Source organism: Moraxella nonliquefaciens, from assembly GCF_001679005.1.
Lineage (GTDB): Bacteria > Pseudomonadota > Gammaproteobacteria > Pseudomonadales > Moraxellaceae > Moraxella > Moraxella nonliquefaciens.
Genome location: NZ_LXTW01000001.1, coordinates 76,599 through 98,651 on the forward strand (window position 1 = coordinate 76,599; position 22,053 = coordinate 98,651).

Below are 22,053 nucleotides of genomic sequence, written 5' to 3' on the forward strand. Positions count from 1 at the left end.
TGTTGGCTGATTGATTGCACCATGCTTATGCCATTTTGGCATATCATTCATTTTGGTGTGTCATCTGTGGTCATAATGCAAAGCAAGCATGTCTCCTATCTTTTGACATATCATGACAATCGCCACGATGATGATGGTTGCCATCCATTTGACATAGACCATGCCACGATGTTCACCATAGCTGATGGCAAGGTTACCCAGACCACCCCCACCAACCACCCCTGCCATCGCTGAATAACCGATAAGCGATACCAAGGTGAGTGTGATGGCGTTGATGAGTATTGGCAGACTCTCTGGAAGATAGTATTTGCTGATGATTTGCCAGTTGGTTGCCCCCATGGCGTGAGCCGATTCGGTCAAGCCTGTGGGAATCTCCGCCAAGGCATTGGCACTAAGCCTTGCCATAAAAGGAATGGCAGTCATGGCAAGCGGAACGATGGCAGCGGTTGTCCCCAATGTCGTCCCTACAATCAGACGAGTAAAGGGCAGTAAAATGATGAGTAAGATGATGAACGGTACCGATCTTCCCACATTGATGAGGGCATCTAATATGGCAAATAATGAGCTGTTCGCCAAAATCCGCCCCTTACCTGTCAAAAATGCCAAAAACCCAAGAGGCAAGCCCACCAGCACCGATATGGCGGTAGAAGCCAGCCCCATGTAGACCGTCTCATACGTGGATTTGTAGACCATTTGCCACATTTGTGGGGTCAGCTCATTCATAAAACTCTGATAAATCTCATGCCACATAGCCTAACACCGAAAATCCAACATGATGTTCTGTAAAAAATGCCAACGCCTCCATACACGCTGACCGCTCACCCATCATTTGACTGATGGTAACGCCAAATTTGATGCCGCCGACATAGTCCATCTGTGAGGTTAAGATATTAAATGCCACATCAAATCGCCGTGTTGCCTCCGAAAATAGCGGACTGTCCACCGACTTGCCATTAAACTCAAAACGTATCACAGGGTACATGCCATCTGCCTCATGGGCATGCAGGCGTGCCAAAAATTCATCAGGCAAGCTGACATGAAAAGTCGCTTGAATAAAGTTGTGGGCAAGTTTGGTTTGTGGATTGGCAAAAACCTCTCCTACCGTACCTTGTTCTATCAAAATGCCCTTGTCAATGACCGCTACTTTATCACAGATGCGTTTGACCACATCCATTTCGTGCGTGATAAGCAAGATGGTAATGCCAAGTTCGGTGTTGATTTTTTTTAATAAATCCAAAATCGCCCCAGTTGTGGCAGGGTCTAAGGCACTGGTTGCCTCATCACAGAGCAACACCTTAGGGTCAGTTGCCAATGCCCGAGCAATGGCAACACGCTGTTTTTGACCACCTGATAATCCAGATGGATAGGCGTGATGACGTTCGGATAAACCCACCAAATCAAGCAGGGAGCTGACTTTTTCTTTGATGATGTGCCTGGGTGTGCCAGCCAGTTCAAGGCTAAGGGCGACATTATCAAACACCGTGCGAGATGAGAGCAGGTTAAACTGCTGAAAAATCATACCGATATGACGGCGAGCCTTAATAAGAGCACGATTATCTAAACTCATCAAATCCACACCATCCACAAAAACGTGTCCTGTTGTGGGACGTTCTAAAAGATTAACACAGCGAATGAGTGTGGATTTACCTGCTCCGCTTGCCCCAATCACACCAAAAATCTCACCTGCTGCTACTGTTAAGTCAGTCGGTTGTAGGGCGTTAAACGTGGCAGGTTTTCCGTCTTTTTTTATGGCAAAAGTTTTGCTAACACCTTGTAATGCGATCATAATGGGATGAAATTGGGCTAAATTGGTTATTATAACATGAATTGGCGGAGTGTTATGCTAAAAAATTGAATAAGAATGAGTGATAAATGAATAAAGAGATGAATAAAACAAGCATCAAACAAGTGTTGTTCAAATTCATGACGCAAGCAAATTCATGACACAAACAAACTGCCCAAAATTTACGCAAAATTACATTTTGGCGGATAAATTCGCACAACTAAGACAGTTGAAACAATGGCGTAATATTATTAAAGTTTTTGGGGTAAAGCACACACAAGACCATTCATGATTTTACATTTTGTGGCTATCACAGCATCCAAAAATATTCTATCATTTGTCTGTCATAAGATAAAAATGATGGCATCAACTGATGACATCAATGTAGTAAAATAGTAAATTTACAATAAGTTTAAGCAAATTTAATCAGCTTAAATTTAAAAAATTAGCCGTTGCTCGTATTCATGAAAAAGTACGCAACCAGCGTTTAGACTTACACCATTTAGACTGACACCATAAAGTCACGCATAAACTGATTTGCAAAAACCAAGCTACCAGTCATGTGATTGAAATTTAGGTGTAAAAAATATGGTAGAGAACCATAAAAAACAAGCATTAGCTGATGTGGCAGGACTTGCTACTGTGTAAAGAGTTCCCTCATGCCGATACTATTCAGCGATAGTGGCATGACGAAAGATAGCAACTCAATCTAAATTGAGGTTGTTATGGGTCGCAAAGATTCCCCCATCATAACCGCTAGGTTTGGTGGTGGGAGTATGTCAACTTAACCATTTTATAAGGAACATACCATGAGTAACCATGATAATATCAACCGTGACGTTGTAAAAAACATGTCTGATGAGACAAAAGCAGACCTTAACGCTGATCCGATTACAGGCGAACCTGGCTCTCATCCAGTTGGGACAGCAGTGGGCGGTTTGGGTGGTGCAGCCGCAGGTGCAGCCATTGGTGCGTTGGCAGGTCCATTAGGGGCTTTGATTGGCGGTGCTGTTGGTGCTGTTGTTGGTGGTGGTGCAGGCAGTGCCGCAGGAGAAGCCTTTGACCCAACCGTAGAAGAAGCTTACTGGCGTGCTCACTATGCCACATCACCAAATTATGTAGAGGGCTATGATTATGACCGTGACTACCTGCCTGCTTATGCCGTAGGTTATGCCAACCGTCCTAGTTATCCTGTTGATGCTCGCTTTGAAGACCATGAGAGTGATTTGGAACGTTCGTGGAATGAAGTTAAAGGCGAATCACGCTTGGCGTGGGATCAAGCCAGACTTGCCGCTCGTGATGCGTGGGATCATGTCAAACGTTAATATCAAACGTTAATCAGGTTGGGCATTTATGATTTATCATTGCTTTTGATAAAATAAAGTCAGACCTCTTTTAAACCATTTAAATGCAAAGCATTTAAATGGTTTTTATTTTTAGGCGTGCTTTTGACATCATGCTTTTGACATTATAAATTTTGGTGTTCTGCCATTTCAAATTTTAAAAATACCCCCATTTATAAAATGATAAAATTCATCGCTTTTAACATCAAAACAAACAAGGCATTTCATGGCACACGAGTTCATCAGCATCAAAGGGGCAAAAACCCATAACCTAAAAGACATCAATGTAGACATTCCACGAGATAAACTGGTTGTGATTACAGGGTTATCAGGTTCGGGCAAATCGTCGCTTGCTTTTGATACGCTCTATGCTGAGGGGCAAAGACGTTATGTGGAGAGCCTGTCTGCTTATGCTCGCCAGTTTTTATCACAGATGCAAAAACCTGACGTGGACAGCATTGAGGGCTTATCCCCTGCCATTGCCATTGAACAAAAATCAACCAACCACAACCCACGCTCTACCGTTGGTACAATCACCGAGGTCTATGATTATTTGCGTCTGCTGTTCGCCCGTGTGGGAGTGCCCCATTGTCCTGAACATGGCTTGCCGATGGTTGCTCAAACGGTAAGCGAGATGGTGGATGAGATTCTTGCCAAAGGTGATGGCACGCCCCTTATGATGCTTGCCCCTGTCGTACGTGAGCGTAAAGGTGAGCATATTGCTTTATTGGAGAGCTTGCAAGCACAAGGTTTTACCAAAGTTCGCATTGATAAGGTTGTCTATGATATGGATGAGCTACCAACCCTTGCCAAAACACACAAGCACACGATAGATGTGGTGGTAGATAGGTTTAAGGTGCGAGATGATTTGGGCAACCGAGTGGCTGAGAGTTTAGAGACGACACTACGACTGGGGCTGGGCATTGCAATTTTACATAACATGAATGATAAGAGTGAAACGCTACTTTCTGCCAAACACTCTTGCCCTGTCTGTGATAGGGCGGTCAGTGAGTTAGAACCACGCCTATTTAGCTTTAACAATCCTGCTGGGGCATGTCCGTCTTGTGATGGGCTGGGTAAAAGCCAGTATTTTTCTGCTGAGCGTATCGTTACCGAACCTGCCAAATCACTCAATCAAGGGGCGATACATGGTTGGGACAAACGCCATGCCTATTATTTTGGGCTATTGACGACGGTTTGCACGCATTTTGGCATTGATATGGATAGCCCATGGCAAGACTTACCCAAAAAAGCACAAAATATCATCTTAACTGGTTCAGGCAAAGAAAAGCTGACCTTTAACTTTACCGATGAGAGGGGTCGCAAAAGTGTTAAAACCGTGCCATTTGAAGGTATTTTACCATATCTAGAACGCCGTTATCGCAGCACAACAAGCAACATCGTGCGAGATGAACTTGCCCAATATCTGTCAGATACCACCTGTCATGCCTGTCATGGTGTTCGTCTAAATGACATCGCTCGTAATGTTCAAGTAGACGGTCGGTGTGTGGGTGATATCATTGATTTGCCCATTGGGCAGGCGTGGGAATATTATGAAAACTTGCATATTGGCGGGCATAAAGGCGAGGTGGCGGATAAGATTTTTAAACAAATCCGTGAGCGGTTGGGTTTTTTAACCAAAGTGGGGCTTGAATACTTAACTCTTGCTCGTTCTGCTGAGACTTTATCAGGCGGTGAAGCCCAACGTATCCGACTGGCAAGTCAAATCGGAGCGGGACTTATGGGGGTCATGTATGTGCTGGATGAACCATCCATTGGCTTGCATCAACGAGATAATGACCGCCTATTATCCACTTTGACACATTTACGAGATTTGGGCAATACCGTCATTGTCGTGGAGCATGACGAAGATGCCATTCGTACCGCTGACCATGTCATTGATATTGGTATGGGGGCAGGGGTGCATGGGGGGTGTGTGATTGCCACAGGTACAGCCGATGAGATTGCCAAAAATGACAATTCCTTGACAGGACAATATCTGTCAGGCAAAAAAGGCATTGACATTCCCAAAATCCGACACTCTGCTAAGATGGGTGAGATTAAAAAAGGCAAAAAAATCATCAATGAGCCACTGTATATCCGTTTAGACGGAGCAAGTGGTAACAACCTAAAAAATGTCAATTTACAAATCCCCATCGGTGTGATGACCTGCATCACAGGCGTGTCAGGCTCTGGCAAATCTACGCTGATTAACCGCACGCTCATGCCGCTGTCTGCCATGCACCTAAACAACGCCACAACGCTCGTGCCTGAGTCTTATGACAAAATCACAGGGCTAGAACACCTTGACAAAATGGTGGACATTGACCAATCGCCAATTGGTCGCACCCCACGTTCTAATCCTGCCACTTATACAGGCGTGTTTACCTTGATTAGGGATTTATACACCCAAACCGAAGATGCACGAGCAAGGGGTTACAAAGCAGGGCGGTTTAGCTTTAATGTTAAGGGCGGTCGTTGTGAGGTTTGTCAAGGAGATGGCATGATAAAGGTAGAGATGCACTTTTTGCCTGATATGTATGTGCCGTGCGATGCCTGTCATGGTAAACGTTACAACCGTGAGACCTTAGAGGTTCACTATAAGGGCAAATCCATCTCAGATGTGCTGGCGATGACGGTGGAGGATGCTTTGGGGTTTTTTGAGGCGATACCTGCCATTCGTCGTAAGCTAGAAGCCCTGATGCAAGTTGGCTTGGGTTATATCACGCTTGGACAATCTGCCACAACCTTATCAGGAGGTGAGGCACAACGTGTCAAACTTGCCAAAGAACTTGCCAAACGAGATACCGGGCAGACGCTTTATATCCTAGATGAGCCAACCACAGGGTTGCACTTTCATGACATTGCCAAACTGCTTGATATTTTGCACACTCTAAGAGATAAGGGTAATACCGTGGTGGTCATTGAGCATAATTTGGACGTCATCAAGACCGCCGACCATATTGTGGATTTGGGCTATGAAGGTGGTTCTGGTGGAGGTGAGATTGTCGCTGTGGGTACTCCTGAGGAGGTTGCTTGTGATGATAAGTCGCACACAGGGCGGTTTTTGAAAATGGTGCTGGATAAAGGCTGATGAAAAAATCCAAATCAATGAAACTTATCCTAACCGCCTTGATGTTGTTGTTAATACCAAGGCGAAGTAGCCCCCATTCGCCAAAAAGGTAACTCATGTATTTATTTGACACCCATACTCATTTTGACGTACCTGAATATGATGATAAGCGAGATGAATACAATCAAAACGCCTTTAATCATGGTGTGCGTCATGTGGTGTTGATTGGCTATTTGGCAAAGCATTTTGACAGAATGAGACAGGTCAAGCAACATGCCGACAGCCATCATCCACTCATACATCATTTGGCGTGTGGCTTGCATCCGTTATACATCAAAGAACATGGCGATGATGATTTGATTGCCTTAGATGATTATCTAAACACATATCCCAACATCGCCATTGGTGAGATGGGGCTTGATACTTATCCTGATGAGTTAAAAGAGACTGACGTGTATGACAAACAGTGCCGATTTTTTATAGAGCAGATAAAGTTGTCAAAAATACATGATTTGCCCATTGTGTTGCACATTCGTAAATCACACGCCGATGTCATCAAGTTGTTAAAAGAACAAAAATACAACGCTCATCACCAAGGTGGTATTGCTCATAGTTTTAGTGGTGGTACAAATGAGGCCTTATATTTTGCTAAATTGGGTTTTAAAATTGGCATTACAGGGCAAATTACCAACCCTAATGCCAAAAAATTACGTCAAGCGATAAAAGCGGTATTTGATAAAATGGGTGTATCTGCTTTTGTCATTGAGACCGATTGTCCTGACATGAATCCCATCCCTGCCCAAATTGGTGGTCATTATTTTAATGAACCAAAAAACCTAATTCATGTATTAGATGAGTTATCTGTGCTGTTTAATATGGATAAAGAAACATTGGCATATAAACTTTGGCAAAATAGCAATGAAGCCTTTAAAACTAATTTTGAATACATTTAGATAAATTTTTGATAAAATCAAATGGGTAGACAATGACAAACCGTAGATTTACAGGCACACGCACGCTATATCAAGATGATTTTGATGACTTTATCAAAGCCCATGTTTATGTTATTGGCATTGGCGGTGTGGGGTCATGGGTAGTCGAAGCCCTTGCTCGTACTGGTGTGGGTGAATTAACACTCATTGACATGGATGTTCTGGTAGAGAGCAACATTAACCGCCAACTGCCCGCCCTAACAGACACCTTTGGCGAGTCAAAAATTGGTGAGATGATGAAACGTGCCCATGGCATCAATCCTAATATTAAGATTCACGCCGTTGATGAATTTATTACGCTTGATAATATCAGTGAGCTACTGCCAAGTCCCCAAACCATAAAAGCATATAAAGCCAAAAAAAGACCACTTGTCATATTAGACTGCACAGATGATATGAATGCCAAATTGGCAATAGCCTTATATTGTCGATTTAATAAAGTCAAGCTCATCATATCAGGCGGAGCAGGAGGGAAAATTGACCCCTTGCAAATAAAAGTGAGTGATTTAAAAGATGTCTATCAAGACCCTTTACTTGCCAAATTACGCCAAAACCTAAGGGATAAAAATATTAACAAGTCTTTAAAAGAAAAATTTGGCATGAAATGCGTCTATTCCTCCGAGCCATTAAAACTTGCCAATGCGTGCCAAGGCGGTCTTCATTGTGGTGGCTATGGTTCAGCGGTAACAGTAACGGCAAGTGTGGGCATGATAATGGCAAGTGAGTGCTTGAAGATGATTGGTAATTTTTAACTTTATCTGTTATTATCTTAATTTGGCAATGAATACACTCACAAAAAACGAAGTTATCTTATGAAAATTTTACAATCCAAACATTATCATCCAAAAAAGATTTTTAATGAAGTCTATATGGATAATCAATATCAAATCGTGGCACAGGATTTGGAGCGTTCTACGTCCACGCATGACAACCCTTATTATCAGCTTTTATCGTCCATTTTACCTAGTGTTGATTTTCATGATATGGTGATTAAAAAAGAAAGATTGGTAGATTTTGTTAAATGTACCGATTATCATCCTGTGGCGTTTGACAAAAAGAACCATGTATTTTATGAAAATGAAATTTGCTATTTTTATGATAAATATGGCTTATTTATTGTCGCCAGCGAAAACCTAAGCAATGAATATGACAAAACCATTATTGAATCAGGATTTTTGCGAATAGACCATATTTTTTATGACCCAAGAAATGAGCATTCATTAATCAATATTCGCTCTTTTTTTAATGAGTATTTTCAAAAATACATCTCAAAAGACAGCAAAGTATTGCTATTATTAAAAGAAGGGCGAGATTTGGTATTTAAGCATCAAGGCATTAAGCCTTATACGCTTGATTTGCAGACAATGTATAATGACGACTTTTTGCCTGTTCATGCTAAAATTAAAGATGAATTGACACAAGGAAAAAAAGGCGTGGTATTATTGCACGGCTTGGCAGGGACGGGCAAAACCAATTATATCAAATGGCTCACCGCCCAAATTCCCGATAAGGATTTTATCTTTGTGCCAAATAATATGATTGGCGAGCTTGCCAAACCTGAATTTATGAGTATGCTCATTGAACAAAAAAATTCGGTATTGGTATTAGAAGACTGCGAAAATTATATTGCTGAGCGTGTCGGCGGTGGCAATCAAACGGATGTGGTGGGCATTATTCTAAATATCGCTGATGGGATATTGTCAGACGTATTAGAATGTCAGTTTATTTGTACCTTTAATGCCGATTTAATGGATATTGACCATGCTTTATTAAGGCGTGGGCGACTCATTGTTGAATATCAATTTGGTAAATTGTCCATTAAAAAATGCAATGCCTATCTAAAATCCATTGGCAAAGACATCACGGTGGACAAAGAGATGACCCTTGCCGAATTAACCCATATTGATGAAAAAGAATATAAAGCGGTTGATGATAAAAAAGTGGGATTTGGGTTTGTTTAAATCTATTGGTGTTAAATTTTAGATAGATGAATAAGGGCAATTAAATTTGCCCTTATTTTTTTTTATATTAATTTTTAATTGCTCTTAATAAACACCTGCATACCCATAACGCTGATTATTAACCTGAATAACAAAGGTGATGCCATAGCGTAAATGGGCGTTATCATGCCATTCATAAATAAAGCTATACGGCTTATAAAATTGATGTGTGTCATACATGAGAGTTAAATGCAGTCGCTCTAAATCGCTAATATCTTCGGTGATAAGGCGGTCATTATCAAGATAAATAAAATGGCATTGCGACTTTGCTTGTGGCGTGGTAAAAATTTGCTCACTAAAATGATAGTGGCAATATACCGCTTTATCCTGTCCGATATTAGGCGGAGCATAGCTGATATAATCCACGTTATTAGGAATGTGGGATGCTAATTTGGGATTGACGTGCTTGGCGTGGTAGTTAAGATTGGAGATATGGCAATTATCCGCCCCCGAGTGCGTATTTTGGATTTGATTAAATTCATCTTGGATTGTTTAAATGGTTTGTTTGTCGCCAATGATGTCAAGGGCGGGCATATCAAAATCGTGATTGGTCATAAAATCCGCCCCATGTTTTAGGGCAATCTTACTAAGCTCTTTATGCATGCACATATCATAGCTAATATGGGTAAATTGGCTTTGACTATTAGACGATAGCATAATGGCGATAATCGCCACGCATGATAGGACGATAAGTAAGGGAGTGATAAATTTCATGATTGGCAATCTTTTTGAGTTATCCTAAATCAGCCAAATAATTTTGTCAAGAATGGAGAATGCCTACCTTTTAAACGGATGTTTTCGTTGTAAATACAAAGGGTGGGTAAGATCTATGTTTCATGGCTTTTTAAAAACCACTAAACAAAAGATTGATTTATTACAAAAGATAAAAAATAAAAAACAGCTTATAAGTAATTTTAAGCTGTTTTTTTGTGAAAAGGGTGCCCCAACCACTGCTTATCGAACGTATCAAAACGGTTATCGGATTGCTTGATTTTGGCTTGTTTGGCAACTTCTTTGGGGTCTATGCCTTGTGCTGGCTGTTTTTTAATTTCTGTATTTTTGGTTCGTGCTTGTGCCAACGATAAAGCGGGGTATTTGCCTGACGTCTTTTCTTTTTGCTTGCCATTGTGGCTGTAAATTGACACAAAAACTTTTGTGCCTGTATGTTGCACATAAAGCCATAGCCCATTACCATCACTGATTTTATTGGGCTTATTCGGTGTGCATTTTTCATTAGGCTGTAAGCGTTTAATGGCGGTATCTGTAAGGCTCATTTCTGGCATATTTTGGTTACGAACTTGTATACCAGTTTTTTATGGATAGCAATAGATTATGGTGGACAACCAAAGACAACCAAAAGGGCTAAAAGTAAGAAAAATCAAGTGCTACCGCACAATGTGAGATAGCCCTAGACTGTTATATGGTCGGAGTGGCGGGATTCGAACTCGCGACCCCTTGCACCCCATGCAAGTGCGCTACCAAGCTGCGCTACACCCCGAATAGGCAGACATTATACCATGATTTAATCAGATTGCAAGTGATTTTTAACAAACATGTTTTGGGTACAAAGTCTCTTGTGCATAAAAAACCGCCCAATAAGAATGGGCGGTTTGTTGTGGTGATTTTATTGTGCCAGATTATCATCTGATGGTGACTTATCAAGCACAGCATTATCATCGGCTTTGGATTTGCGTTTGATGACTTCTGCTTTTTGGGCTGCCTTGGATGTTCGTTTGGCAGGGGTTTTGGGGGGTTTTGGGGTTTTTGTTTTGGGGGGTTTGGGCTTTTTGGGCGTTACCAAATTTAAAATCCCCATCGGTTGTAGTAGCTGACCTGAGACACTTTCAATCATGTCCTTATAGCTGGCAGGACTGGTTTTGGTGGTCTCATCTGCCTTATCGTCCATCTTTTGAGCTTTGATGTCTGACGCTTTGCCATCATCTTTGGCTTCATCGGTTGGGTCGGTGATGTCATCCAAGGGTTGCACCAAAGATTCTAAGGTGGATTCATCAGATGCTAGCACTTTATCCGTGGTGTCACTTTTTGATTGCTGGTCAAAATTGTCCACAGCTTCGGATGAGTGAGTTTTTGTGGTAGAGGTCATCGTCCCATCTGCAATCGTACCCAGAGCAGATTCGTCTGCCATCTCATTGGAAACAGGGCTTGTGTCTGGGCTAGGGTATTGTCCACGAGGGTCATTACTGGCACGCTGACCGATGGGGCGTGGTGTGGCTTTGGTTTTACCTTGTCCGATGTGCCATGCACGCTGCGCGGTGGTATGCTCGGCAAAGTCCGCCAGATATTCGTTTGATAGCGGAGCATATCCATAGTTGGCGAACTGCTTGGCGAACGCCTGTTCAAACTCTTGCTCTCCGTCTGCCACAGAGTGAGTCTCTGTGGGTTTGTCAGCGTGAATGGCGTCTACCGCACGCAAAAAGTATGCCACAAAGTCATCACGCCACGCTTGGGGCAGGGTATTACCCAGCACACTTTGGATGAATTCGCCTGCCGTACCTGTGATGGTAGAACCAGTGGCGGTAGTGGCTGATTGTGTTTTGATTGGACTAAACTTCTCACGCAGGGCGACCGCCACGACTCGGGGGTCGTTGATTGCTTTGTTCATCTTGTAGGCAAGCGTGCTTAGGCGTTCTGTACTGATGACATCAGCGGTTGATGCGTTCGCTTTTTGTGCTGCATTGTTGGCGTTGGTGTTGGTTGTATCAGCTTGGGCAGCTTGCTCTTGTTGATTTGCCTTTGCATCATTGACAGTGATGGCAGTATCATCACTTAGAGTTCTGATTTGAGTGCTAACTGCTGTTTTTGCCTGTACCTCTGTTTGTGCCGTCAGCTCTGCTACTTTGGTATCTTGGGTGGACTCTTTGGTAGGTTCGGCTTTGGTGCGTTCTGGCGTGGATTTGCTGTTGTCTAGCGAAAGATGCACCACATCACCTGCCATCTCAGACCTATTGATGGGGCTAATGTGCAACACCACTTCATTGGGGTTGGCAGATTTGCGTGTGTTGTGGTCAACTTTGGCAGTTTTGTCATTAGTTTTATCTGCTTTTGATACAGGCTTTGATTCATGGGTTTGGGGTTTGTTTTGTGATTTATCTACACCCTTATCCGCTCTTTTGTCTGCTTTATCATGGGGGGGGTTGTCCAACTTATGGCTGTCGGTATTTGCCATATTTGCTTTATCAGCAGGCGTTAGCGTCTCGCCACGTACCATCTCGCCACGAGATTGGCGTACAGAGTTTGGTTCACGCTTGGGGTGGTCTTGTTCTTTTTTGCGACGGTCAGTTTTTTCGTTTTTATCCTTGTCATGGCTTTCACGCTTGTCCGCTTTGATTTGATTGTCATTGTCGCCATGTTCACGCTTGGTTTTTTTCTTGTGTTTGTCATCACGTTCAAAGCGAGTAGGGCGTTCTGCCTTGTCGTGATGTTTGTCATTGTCTTTGTCGTGGATTTTATCATCAGTTTTTGGTTCTTTGTGTTCTTCTTTGGGCAGAGTTAGAGTGCCAAACGAACCCAAACTTACACCACCGTGATTAATAATAGACTCAATGGCAGCGGCTGCATCTCTGTTATTTAGGGTGTAAGCAAGATGTGCTTGTGGTTTGGGAGCGAACAGATTAGACAGCCATGCCACAGCCTGTGATTGATGAGCAGGTGCTTTTTGGGCAGACCCATCCTTGCCATTGGTAGCAGTGTCTTTTTGGGGTTTGACTCCTGCGTTATCTGCTTTTTGCCAACGGTTGGTAGTGATAGCAGGTTCGTCCGTTTTGGTTTGCCAGTTCACATCATAACCACGGTCGCCAGATTCACGTTCTTCTACATCCACAATGCGGTCATAACTTGATGGGGCAAAGCCATTTGGATTAAAGTGCAAGCTAAAATTGGGCGATTCTAAATGGGCGTGGGGCAAGACGGTAATGCGTGTGCCTGAATCTTGCTCTAAATAGACAAGGCTTTCACGTTTTTCGTTTAACAAAAAGGCAGCAATCTCAGTTGGTACCTCAGCTTGAATCTCGCCCATACGCTCTTTTAGGGCGATTTGTTCAATCTGACGCATGATGGACAGGGCAAGCGAACGCAAATCCCTAATCATGCCATTACCATGACAGCGTGGGCAGATATAGCCTGTGGCCTCTTCTAAGGATGGGCGTAGACGCTGACGACTCATCTCCATCAATCCAAATTTACTAATCTCACCAAATTGCACTCTGGCTCTGTCATAACGGCAGGCTTCAATTAAGCGTTTTTCTACCTCCTTTTGGTGGCGTGAGTCGTTCATGTCAATAAAGTCAATGACAATAAGACCTCCCATGTCTCTTAGGCGTAACTGGCGAGCAATCTCATCGGCGGCCTCCAAATTAGTGTGGTAAGCGGTCTCAGCCACATCCGAGCCTTTGGTGGATTTGGCGGAGTTAATGTCAATGGCAACCATCGCTTCGGTTTGGTCAATGACGATAGAGCCACCAGATGGCAAGCGTACTTCACGCTGATAGGCGGTCTCAATCTGACGTTCTACACCAAAACGACCAAACAGTGGTTCATAATCGGTGTATTTACGCAATTTTCCCATTTGGGTTGGCATGACCGATGCAATAAAATGTGCCGCTTCGTTATAGGCGTTTTCGCTGTCAATCCACACCTCACCGATATCATCACGCAGATAATCACGCACAGCACGAGTAACCACGCCTGCTTCTTGATGGACAAGGCAGGGGCTGGGGTGTGTGCGATTTTTCTCTTGGATGGCTGACCATGTTTGTAGTAGATGGTTTAGGTCATTTTGTAGGTCATCAAAGCCCTTACCCAGCCCCGCTGTTCGCACGATGACACTCATGCCACGAGGTATTGATAGGCTTGCGATGATTTGCTTCATCTCTTCACGTACTTTACCTGAGATTTGGCGACTGATGCCTCCTGCCTTGCTTTTGTTAGGCATGAGTACCAAATAACGCCCAGCCAGCGACACATAGGTAGATAGGGCTGCTCCTTTGTTGCCACGTTCTTCTTTTTCAACCTGAACGATGACACTGTCCCCTTCTTTGATAAGGTCTTTGATGTTGTCGGTGCGTAGGTTGCCGTTTAGGTATTCAGCGGATATTTCACGAAGTGGTAAAAAACCTTGACGAGCTGAGCCATATTCTACAAATACCGCCTCCAATGATGGTTCAATACGAGTGATGTACCCCTTGTAGATATTGGCTTTTTTTTGTTCACGTGTGCGATTTTCTAGGTCAAAATCGTAAAGGTGATGGTCTTTGCACAATGCCACACGAATCTCTTCGTTGTGGGTTGCGTTGATAAGAATGCGTTTCATGATGTTCCTTAAAAGTAAACATCAAGGCGGTAAGATGGGGCGTTGCCTATGAGACAAATGATTGGGTTTTTTGGTGTGTTAAGTTTGCAAAAATTTGGATGTCGTCGGCATCCTTTTTTGGATTTTTACACTAAAATCTACAAACCAAAAACCCATTTGGTCAATTATTAGAGGGTGGCTACCGTTGGCATTATCTTTATCAAAATCTTTATCAAATCAAATATGATGAAAGTATGATGCTCTAATCAATCTTTGCATGAAAAATGGCTTTTGACCATTCAACCAAGTAAATATATAACAAATAAATATATAACACAAAAATGTGTAAATTGTTATTTAAATTTAAATGAAGTGGTCAGATTGCTTTTTTAACAAGGCATTTTCATTAAAAGTACCAAAGGCAGACACGCCCCCTACCAAATCAGTTCAACGCCTAAAAAATTGGTTGGGAAAAACCCTTATCATATGGTCATCGCTTGCACCGATGAGACCAAACGCAAATTCTACAAAAACAGTGTTTGTCTTGTGTTTTTGTGTGCTTAAAAAATCTTACGCACCTTGATGTGCAAAATAAAAATTGGGTGGGTTACCTGTGATGAGTTTTACTTATAAATATCGCATATTTGTTTGATATTTTAAAAAATATACCATGATTTGGCAAAAATTTCACTTTTGTCATCACTTTATTTGGTAACGTGCTAAACTATATCAGATTTACCCAAATTTTCCTATCAAAATTTTAAAAATTTAACAATATGACCCAAAATTCTGCCAAAAATGCCCAATCGGCTGATGATGTGATTGATGATTTTAGCCGTGTCAATTTTTTGACTGTTACTGCCAATCAAGATGGGCAACGCATTGATAATTTTCTGCTTGCTCGCTTAAAGGGTTTGCCACGTTCGCACCTGTATAAACTCATCAGAGATGATGAAGTTCGTATCAATAAAAAACGCTGTAAGCCCCATGACCGACTAAATATGGGCGATGTTGTGCGTGTTGCTCCCATTCGCCTTGTTGTGCGTGATGAGCCTGTGGTATCTTATGAATTTGCCAAAGGCTTACTTGGGCGAGTGGTATTTGAAAATGAGGGTCTAATTGTGCTTAACAAACCGCATGGCTTAGCGGTGCATGGCGGAAGTGGTGAGAGTTTTGGCGTGATTGAAGCGATGCGAGTGGCAACGGGCAAAAAATATTTGGAGCTGATTCACAGAATTGACAAAGACACATCAGGACTGTTACTCATTGCCAAAAAACGCAGTACACTCAAATACTTACAAAGTCATTTTAGGCAAAAAACCATACAAAAAGATTATCTGTGTGTGGTTCATGGTACGTTAAAAAACACTCAAAAAGGTACTCAGACGATAGATAAGCCACTACTTAAATATGTCCTAAAAAACGGCGAAAGACGTGTTAAGGTGGATAAAGATGGCAAACCATCCCAAACACTGATAACAGTGCTGGCAAACTTTGAAGTGGATGGCATGGCGGTAAGCCTTGTCAAGGCAAGCCCACTGACAGGACGCACGCACCAAATCCGTGTGCATATGGCAAGTATCGGTCATGCCTTGCTTGGTGATGATAAATACCAATTGCCAACGCAGGCGAGCCTTGCCACCCAAAAGGGCATAAAACGGCTGTGTTTGCATGCTTGGCGAATGGCTTTACCAACAGATGAGGGCGTGCAAGTATTTGAGGTGGATTTGCCTGATGACATTAGGAGGGTTGTGGGGGATCATATCTATTGCTTAAAATCCATTTAAACCATGTACCCATCTAAACCCATGCAATAATACGACCTATGCAATAATACACATATGAACAGATTGATTGGCATCAAAGCGTCAAAACAAACCCCTGGACAATTTGCCAATTTTATTTTACAGTAACCAATTTATTATTTTGGAAAAAATCTCATGCAACCTGTACAGACCGACACCACCGCTCGCCACGAAGCCATTGCCAAATCCATTCATGCCACAGGGCTTTGCCGTGATGAACTGCTAGGAGCGATAGATTTGGGGTCAAACAGTTTTCATCTGGCAATTGCTCGGCTTGACCATGGAGAGGTTCGTCGCATCGCCAGCATCTCTGAAAAAGTGCAATTGGCAGCAGGGCTTGATGAGAATAACGTTCTGTCTGATGAGGCCATGGAGCGTGGCATTGACTGCTTAAAGCGATTTTTGCCTCACGTCAGTGAGATTAGCCCTGAACGCCTTAGGATTGTTGCAACCAATGCCCTAAGAAAGGCGGTTAATGCAGGTGAGTTTATCCGCCGTGCCAATGCCTTTCTACCAAAGCCCATCGAGGTCATTGCAGGGCGTGAAGAGGCACGCCTTATCTATCTTGGTGTATCACACTCTAACGCCAGCACCGACAAACGCCTTGTGATTGACATCGGTGGGGGTAGTACTGAATTTATCATCGGAGAAGGCTTTGAACCCATTGAAATGGAAAGTTTACAAATGGGCTGTGTGTCTTTTACTCGCAAATTTTTTGCAGACGGACGTATCAGCGAGCGTGCGTTTGATGGGGCGATGACGGCAACCCAAACCGAGCTGTTAAGTATCGCCAAACGCTACAAGAAAACAGGCTGGGATAACGCCATTGCATCATCTGGCACGGCAAAGGCGTGTAAACTTGTATTGCAAGAGCTTGGATTTGTCCAAGATGTCATCACGCTTGATGGCATGATAAAGTTAAAAAAGCATCTCATCAAAATTGGCTCCATTGACAAAATCACCTTTGATGGGGTAAAGGCTCATCGTCAAGCGGTATTTCCAGCAGGCATGGCACAGCTGCTTGCAATCATGAAAACGCTTGATATTAAAGAGCTTTATTATTCAGATGGGGCGTTGCGTGAGGGGGTTATGTATGACATGTTAGGACGGCTTGATAATGAAGATGTGCGAGACCGTTCGGTGTCTGCCCTTGCCAAGCGATATTCGGTAGATATAAAGCAGGCGGGGCGTGTCATGACAACTTGTGGGCGACTGTTTGATATGGTCAAGGCGGATTTGGGTTTTGATGACGAAGACAGGGACTTGCTCCGTCGTGCATCCAATTTGCACGAGATTGGACTTGCTGTGGGTCATAGCAATTATCAACGCCACAGTGCTTATTTATTAGAATTTTCAGACATGGCAGGCTTTGCCCAAACAGAGCAGGCGAGTATGGCTCAAATTGCTCTAAATCACAGACGAAAATTAAAATCTGAGCATCTAAATACCATTGAAAATTTAGGTGGTCGTAAACTTGCCTATCTGTGCCTCATCCTACGCCTTGCCATTACTGCCAATAACTCACGCACCATAAAATCCGCCCCCATTTATCTGTCGGTCATGAACAAGAACAAAGACCATTGGAAAATCACACTGGGGGATGGGTTACATAAAGAGCTTATTGGTGGTCAATTGACCGCTGACATCGCCCAATTTGCCAAATGGGGGATAAAACTGTCGGTGGTAGGTTAATTTGTGGGTTAATTTATTAATACAGCGATTCCCCAAATGGTGATGCCCAAACCATTTCCCAAACCCCAAAAATTGTGCTAAACTATATAAGTTTACATTTGTAATACTTAGTAAGATTTATAAGGAAAGTTTATGAACCAGCCTGTGAGCGTTTGGGAGCGTGTCAAACTTGCCCGTCATGCTGACCGTCCGTTGTTTTTGGATTATATCAATACGCTATTTACCGAGTTTGATGAGTTGCACGGCGACCGTGCTTTTGCTGATGACCGTGCCATTTTGGGTGGTCTTGCTCGTTTTGATGGCAAGAGCGTTATGGTTATCGGGCAGCACCGTGGGCGTTCTACTCGTGAGCGGATTACGCACAATTTTGGCATGGCAAGCCCTGAGGGTTATCGCAAGGTCATTCGCCTTGTCCAGATGGCAGAGCGGTTTGGTCTGCCTGTGCTGACATTCATTGACACACCGGGGGCGTATCCTGGTGTTGGGGCAGAAGAGCGTGGGCAGGCAGAGGCCATTGCCCGTGCCATTGCTGTGTTTAGCAGTCTAAATACCCCAATCATCGCAACCGTCATCGGCGAAGGCGGTTCAGGCGGTGCGTTGGCAATTGGCGTGGCAGATAAGGTTAACATGCTTCAAAACAGCATTTATTCGGTCATCAGCCCAGAAGGCTGTGCGTCCATCTTGTGGAAAACGGCAGAAAAAGCTCCTGATGCGTCCGAAGCGTTGAAACTATCGGCACATAATTTGCACCAATTGGGACTCATTGATGAAGTCGTGGATGAGGGGCAGGGTGGGCACATTGAGTCTGATGTGGTGATGACAAACCTCAAAAATCTGTTAAATAAGCAGTTAAATGAACTTGAAATGCTTGGCAAAAACGAGCTATTATCAGGACGCTATGATAGGTTAATGCGATTTAATTCTACCATTGCATTGTGATTATCGCATCAGACAAACCGCCAAAAAGGGCGGTTTATTATTGATAATTGCCAACACAATGACAAAATTTGTTATAATGTCATATTTTATCCAGACTCATTGCCATGACCGCATACACCCCTACCGATGAACAGTTATCCGCTTTAACCATGGCGATGACAGGCGATTCTTTTAAAATCGTGGCATATGCAGGGGCGGGCAAGACCACAACCTTAAAACTCATCAGCGAAAATTTACGTGGGCGTGGGCTTTATTTGGCATTTAACAAATCCATCGCCAACGAAGCCCAAGGCAAATTCCCCCCAAATGTCAAATGCCAAACCTTTCACTCACTTGCTTACCGCCATGTACCACGGAATATTACTACCAAAGTGAGTCTGCCACGGATGACCCCTGCCAGATTGGCGATGGAACTTGGTTTGAGTGGCATTGAGGTGGAACGCAGTGTTGATGGGGTAAAAAAGTCTGTGGTACTTACCCCTACCAAACTTGCCAATATCATCAGTGAAGCCATCATCACGTTTTGCAAGACCTCATCTGCCTATCCTGCGCCACGCCATATCACACCTCCATCGTGGTTGTCAGATGCCGATAAGCTACAATTACAAGAACTGCTCTACCCTGCCCTTGAATACTGTTGGTTGTCATCCATTGACCCACGCCACAGTGCAGGGATAGGACATGACATCTATCTTAAACTGTGGACGCTCTCAAATCCCATCATCCCTGCCGATTTTATCTTATTTGATGAAGCCCAAGATGCTGACCCGCTCATGATGGGGGCGTTATTACAACAAAATAAGCAGACCATTTATGTGGGGGATGCCCATCAGCAGATTTATGAGTGGCGTGGAGCAACCAATGCCATGAAACGATTGCCTTATCCTGCCACATTACTCACACAGTCATTTCGCTTTGGTGGAGAGATTGCCAAAGTTGCCAATATTTTTTTAAAGGCATTGCAAGAAGAGATTCCCCTAAAAGGCAATCCTGCCAAACACTCAATGACAGCACGACTGCTGGCAAATGGACAAAAAGATGCCATTTTGTGTCGCACCAATGCCAATGCCATGGCACGTCTGTTGGCAGGGCAAAAGATGGGGCATAAAGTTGCCCTACAAGCCGACAGTGAGCGAATATTACGATTTTGTCAGGGAGCGGACAGTCTTAAAAATGGAAAATCTGCTTATGGCACTCCTGAGCTTGCCTTTTTTGGTCATTGGGGTGAAGTCCAAGAATTTAGTGAGACAGGTCAAGGCAGAGACCTAAAAACATGGGTGCGACTCATAGAAGAGCATGGCACTAAGACCATCATCTCCGCCATCAGTAATCTGACCACGCACTTGCACGCTGATTATGTTGTCTCAACTGCCCATAAATCCAAAGGCTTAGAATGGGGCAGAGTGCAGATAGACGATGATTTTTTGTATGACGTCAATCGCCAAACGGTCAAAATCAGCCCCGAAGAGTTACGCCTGCTTTATGTTGCCTGTACTCGGGCTAAGGATGTGCTGGATGTGGATGGCATCAAAGAGCTGTTGGCAGGACTGGTCGGTGATAAAAAATTGGTGTATGGGTAGGGTGATGAATTGGGGTGCTGATTAAAAATGGGACATGTGTTGTGCCCCATTTTGATGTATCTTTGATGATTGATGCGTTATTTTTTGCCAGATTGACCAAAACTTGTACCAAAAATCTTATTGGCAAAATCGCCTGCCTTATCCAAATAAGGACGAGCCTGTTCAATATAAGGTTTGGCTTGTTCAACATAATTGGCATAAGGCTCAGGCAAGGTCGCTCCCTGCTTGGCAACGCTTGCAAACCATAGAATAAGTTTATGATCACCTAAGATGACCACATCGCCATCTTGGACGGCACTCATAAAATCTGTCATGTCGCCTTTGGTGAGCAGTTGCACGCCTGTCATAGAATCCTTAAATTCAATGGTCAGATCAGCATGCCTAGCAGTACCTGACGCTTGCCCAAAATGCCCATCAACAAAGCGGTAATAACGTGCCACGTCATCACCACGTTTAAACTGAATGGCAAGCTCTTTGTCTTTGACCAGATTATGATAGCTTTCGTTGTCGCCCTTTGCCAGTGATGACAGTCGCAGTCCTAAGCCGTACAGTAGGGCATCCAAAGGGTCGGTTTTTACATTGATGATGGGTAGGGTTGGCATGATTGTTCTCAAAATGATAAAAATAATAAAATAGGGTGTATTGTACCTTTATGGTAAAGGGCTAGCATTGCCTAATACTCTAACGCAAAACTGGATATTTATAAAGTGTTTTTTGGTAACTTGTCTTTTATCGTTTGTCAAAGCGATGACCTAAGGCGTATAGCACACCCTCCAACCCTGTGATATTGACCGCTGCATCGGCTTTTACTCGTACGATGGGTTTGGCTTTATAAGCGACACCAATATCGCTGATGGCCATCATGGGCAAATCGTTTGCTCCATCGCCCACACACACCACCTCCTCCATGTCTATTGCCATGGCATCGGCGATACGTGCGACAATACGAGCTTTGGCTTTGCCATCAATGATATGCTTGTCCACTTTGCCAGTGAGTTTGCCATCAGCACAGAGTAAAGGGTTGGCATGATACTCATCCATACCCAAACTTTGTGCCACATATTTGGCAAATGGGGTAAAGCCTCCTGATATCAGTACCGTGCGACAGCCTTTGTGTTTTAGAGCTTTGATGGTTGTATATGCTCCTTGACAAAAGCTGATACGCTCTTTGATGATCTCATCAATGACCAAGCTGTCCACACCCTCTAACAATGCCACACGTTTGGCAAAACTTTCATTAAAATCCATCTCGCCATGCATGGCAGATTCGGTGATTTTTTCTACTTTGTCCGCCACACCTGCCATTTTTGCCAGCTCAACGATGACCTCTTGGTTAATGAGCGTTGAATCCATGTCAAAACAGATGAGTTTATGGCGGCGAAGTACTTGGGCGATGGATAAAATATGCACGTCAATATGGCTTTTTTTAAGCTCTGCCATCTGTTCATCTGTCAGTTCAGACACTTGCCCCATCTCATTGATTTTAAATGGGTAATTGGGCTTTGGTGTTAATGTTTTTTTAAGATAAGCGGTCAACT

At 43.4% G+C, this 22,053-nt stretch carries 17 protein-coding genes and 1 tRNA gene; 9 read left to right on the top strand and 9 right to left on the bottom strand.

The features are described from left to right. Window positions 1-60: 60 nt before the first annotated feature. Window positions 61-723, bottom strand: a complete 663-nt coding sequence (locus A7456_RS00280) for a methionine ABC transporter permease (RefSeq protein WP_228141017.1) — start codon at window positions 721-723, stop codon at window positions 61-63. A gap of 16 nt (window positions 724-739) precedes the next feature. Beyond that, entirely contained in the window at window positions 740-1,786 is a 1,047-nt protein-coding gene (gene metN / locus A7456_RS00285; RefSeq protein ID WP_067006336.1) for a methionine ABC transporter ATP-binding protein MetN, read from the bottom strand. Between the two features lie 806 nt (window positions 1,787-2,592). Between metN and A7456_RS00290 the strand changes: the two genes are divergently transcribed. The 5 genes from A7456_RS00290 to A7456_RS00310 all read left to right on the top strand — a co-directional run bounded on the left by A7456_RS00290 (window position 2,593) and on the right by A7456_RS00310 (window position 9,152). Continuing rightward, a complete protein-coding gene (locus tag A7456_RS00290) occupies window positions 2,593-3,108 on the top strand; it encodes a hypothetical protein (protein WP_066886663.1) in 516 nt (171 codons plus the stop codon). Window positions 3,109-3,352: 244 nt separating this feature from the next. Further along, window positions 3,353-6,220, top strand: a complete 2,868-nt coding sequence (uvrA, locus tag A7456_RS00295) for an excinuclease ABC subunit UvrA (protein ID WP_067006339.1) — start codon at window positions 3,353-3,355, stop codon at window positions 6,218-6,220. 95 nt (window positions 6,221-6,315) lie between these two features. Next, window positions 6,316-7,152: a TatD family hydrolase gene (locus tag A7456_RS00300; RefSeq protein WP_067006344.1), complete on the top strand. Its 837-nt coding sequence runs from the start codon at window positions 6,316-6,318 to the stop codon at window positions 7,150-7,152. Between the two features lie 32 nt (window positions 7,153-7,184). Continuing rightward, window positions 7,185-7,943 (top strand): tRNA threonylcarbamoyladenosine dehydratase, encoded by a 759-nt coding sequence (locus A7456_RS00305; protein WP_067006347.1) that lies wholly within the window; start codon window positions 7,185-7,187, stop codon window positions 7,941-7,943. A 117-nt stretch (window positions 7,944-8,060) separates the two neighbouring features. Next, window positions 8,061-9,152, top strand: a complete 1,092-nt coding sequence (locus tag A7456_RS00310; RefSeq protein ID WP_227713403.1) for an AAA family ATPase — start codon at window positions 8,061-8,063, stop codon at window positions 9,150-9,152. An 84-nt stretch (window positions 9,153-9,236) separates the two neighbouring features. On the opposite strand, the gene A7456_RS00315 is transcribed toward A7456_RS00310, so the two are convergent. The 5 genes from A7456_RS00315 to A7456_RS00335 form a co-directional block, all read right to left on the bottom strand. Next, on the bottom strand, window positions 9,237-9,557 hold the full coding sequence (locus A7456_RS00315; RefSeq protein WP_067006354.1) for a hypothetical protein: 321 nt from the start codon (window positions 9,555-9,557) through the stop codon (window positions 9,237-9,239). 126 nt (window positions 9,558-9,683) lie between these two features. Continuing rightward, window positions 9,684-9,905, bottom strand: a complete 222-nt coding sequence (locus A7456_RS00320) for a hypothetical protein (protein ID WP_066893605.1) — start codon at window positions 9,903-9,905, stop codon at window positions 9,684-9,686. Between the two features lie 200 nt (window positions 9,906-10,105). After that, the gene (locus A7456_RS00325) at window positions 10,106-10,474 is read right to left on the bottom strand and encodes an Arm DNA-binding domain-containing protein (RefSeq protein WP_082995358.1); all 369 of its coding nucleotides are present in this window, start codon (window positions 10,472-10,474) and stop codon (window positions 10,106-10,108) included. A gap of 138 nt (window positions 10,475-10,612) precedes the next feature. After that, window positions 10,613-10,689, bottom strand: a tRNA-Pro gene (locus A7456_RS00330). Between the two features lie 126 nt (window positions 10,690-10,815). Next, on the bottom strand, window positions 10,816-14,520 hold the full coding sequence (locus tag A7456_RS00335) for an Rne/Rng family ribonuclease (protein WP_067006359.1): 3,705 nt from the start codon (window positions 14,518-14,520) through the stop codon (window positions 10,816-10,818). A gap of 755 nt (window positions 14,521-15,275) precedes the next feature. On the opposite strand from A7456_RS00335, the gene A7456_RS00340 reads away from it, so the two are divergent. The 4 genes from A7456_RS00340 to A7456_RS00355 all read left to right on the top strand — a co-directional run bounded on the left by A7456_RS00340 (window position 15,276) and on the right by A7456_RS00355 (window position 20,515). Continuing rightward, a complete protein-coding gene (locus A7456_RS00340) occupies window positions 15,276-16,286 on the top strand; it encodes an RluA family pseudouridine synthase (protein ID WP_067006362.1) in 1,011 nt (336 codons plus the stop codon). 153 nt (window positions 16,287-16,439) lie between these two features. Then, window positions 16,440-17,996 carry an exopolyphosphatase gene (gene ppx, locus A7456_RS00345; RefSeq protein WP_082995359.1) on the top strand — a complete coding sequence of 519 codons (1,557 nt, stop codon included), beginning with the start codon at window positions 16,440-16,442 and terminating at the stop codon, window positions 17,994-17,996. Window positions 17,997-18,128: 132 nt separating this feature from the next. Then, the gene (locus tag A7456_RS00350) at window positions 18,129-18,935 is read left to right on the top strand and encodes an acetyl-CoA carboxylase carboxyltransferase subunit alpha (protein WP_066886690.1); all 807 of its coding nucleotides are present in this window, start codon (window positions 18,129-18,131) and stop codon (window positions 18,933-18,935) included. A 104-nt stretch (window positions 18,936-19,039) separates the two neighbouring features. Beyond that, complete coding sequence (locus tag A7456_RS00355; RefSeq protein ID WP_067006364.1) at window positions 19,040-20,515, top strand: UvrD-helicase domain-containing protein; 1,476 nt, start codon at window positions 19,040-19,042, stop codon at window positions 20,513-20,515. Between the two features lie 77 nt (window positions 20,516-20,592). Here A7456_RS00355 and A7456_RS00360 read toward each other — a convergent pair whose 3' ends face one another. Then, the gene (locus A7456_RS00360; protein ID WP_067006367.1) at window positions 20,593-21,117 is read right to left on the bottom strand and encodes a hypothetical protein; all 525 of its coding nucleotides are present in this window, start codon (window positions 21,115-21,117) and stop codon (window positions 20,593-20,595) included. A 127-nt stretch (window positions 21,118-21,244) separates the two neighbouring features. Next, window positions 21,245-22,051, bottom strand: coding sequence for a phosphoserine phosphatase SerB (serB, locus tag A7456_RS10790; RefSeq protein ID WP_227713259.1), 807 nt, complete (start codon window positions 22,049-22,051; stop codon window positions 21,245-21,247). Between the last annotated feature and the right edge of the window lie 2 nt (window positions 22,052-22,053).

Coding starts and splice junctions, on each gene's coding strand:
- metN (WP_067006336.1), bottom strand. CDS start 1,786: ATGATCGCATTACAAGGTGTTAGCAAAACTTTTGCCATAAAAAAAGAC.
- A7456_RS00340 (WP_067006362.1), top strand. CDS start 15,276: ATGACCCAAAATTCTGCCAAAAATGCCCAATCGGCTGATGATGTGATT.
- uvrA (WP_067006339.1), top strand. CDS start 3,353: ATGGCACACGAGTTCATCAGCATCAAAGGGGCAAAAACCCATAACCTA.
- A7456_RS00355 (WP_067006364.1), top strand. CDS start 19,040: ATGACCGCATACACCCCTACCGATGAACAGTTATCCGCTTTAACCATG.
- A7456_RS00280 (WP_228141017.1), bottom strand. CDS start 723: ATGAATGAGCTGACCCCACAAATGTGGCAAATGGTCTACAAATCCACG.
- A7456_RS00360 (WP_067006367.1), bottom strand. CDS start 21,117: ATGCCAACCCTACCCATCATCAATGTAAAAACCGACCCTTTGGATGCC.
- A7456_RS00310 (WP_227713403.1), top strand. CDS start 8,061: ATGGATAATCAATATCAAATCGTGGCACAGGATTTGGAGCGTTCTACG.
- ppx (WP_082995359.1), top strand. CDS start 16,440: ATGCAACCTGTACAGACCGACACCACCGCTCGCCACGAAGCCATTGCC.
- A7456_RS00305 (WP_067006347.1), top strand. CDS start 7,185: ATGACAAACCGTAGATTTACAGGCACACGCACGCTATATCAAGATGAT.
- A7456_RS00320 (WP_066893605.1), bottom strand. CDS start 9,905: ATGAAATTTATCACTCCCTTACTTATCGTCCTATCATGCGTGGCGATT.
- A7456_RS00350 (WP_066886690.1), top strand. CDS start 18,129: ATGAACCAGCCTGTGAGCGTTTGGGAGCGTGTCAAACTTGCCCGTCAT.
- A7456_RS00300 (WP_067006344.1), top strand. CDS start 6,316: ATGTATTTATTTGACACCCATACTCATTTTGACGTACCTGAATATGAT.
- A7456_RS00290 (WP_066886663.1), top strand. CDS start 2,593: ATGAGTAACCATGATAATATCAACCGTGACGTTGTAAAAAACATGTCT.
- A7456_RS00325 (WP_082995358.1), bottom strand. CDS start 10,474: ATGCCAGAAATGAGCCTTACAGATACCGCCATTAAACGCTTACAGCCT.
- A7456_RS00335 (WP_067006359.1), bottom strand. CDS start 14,520: ATGAAACGCATTCTTATCAACGCAACCCACAACGAAGAGATTCGTGTG.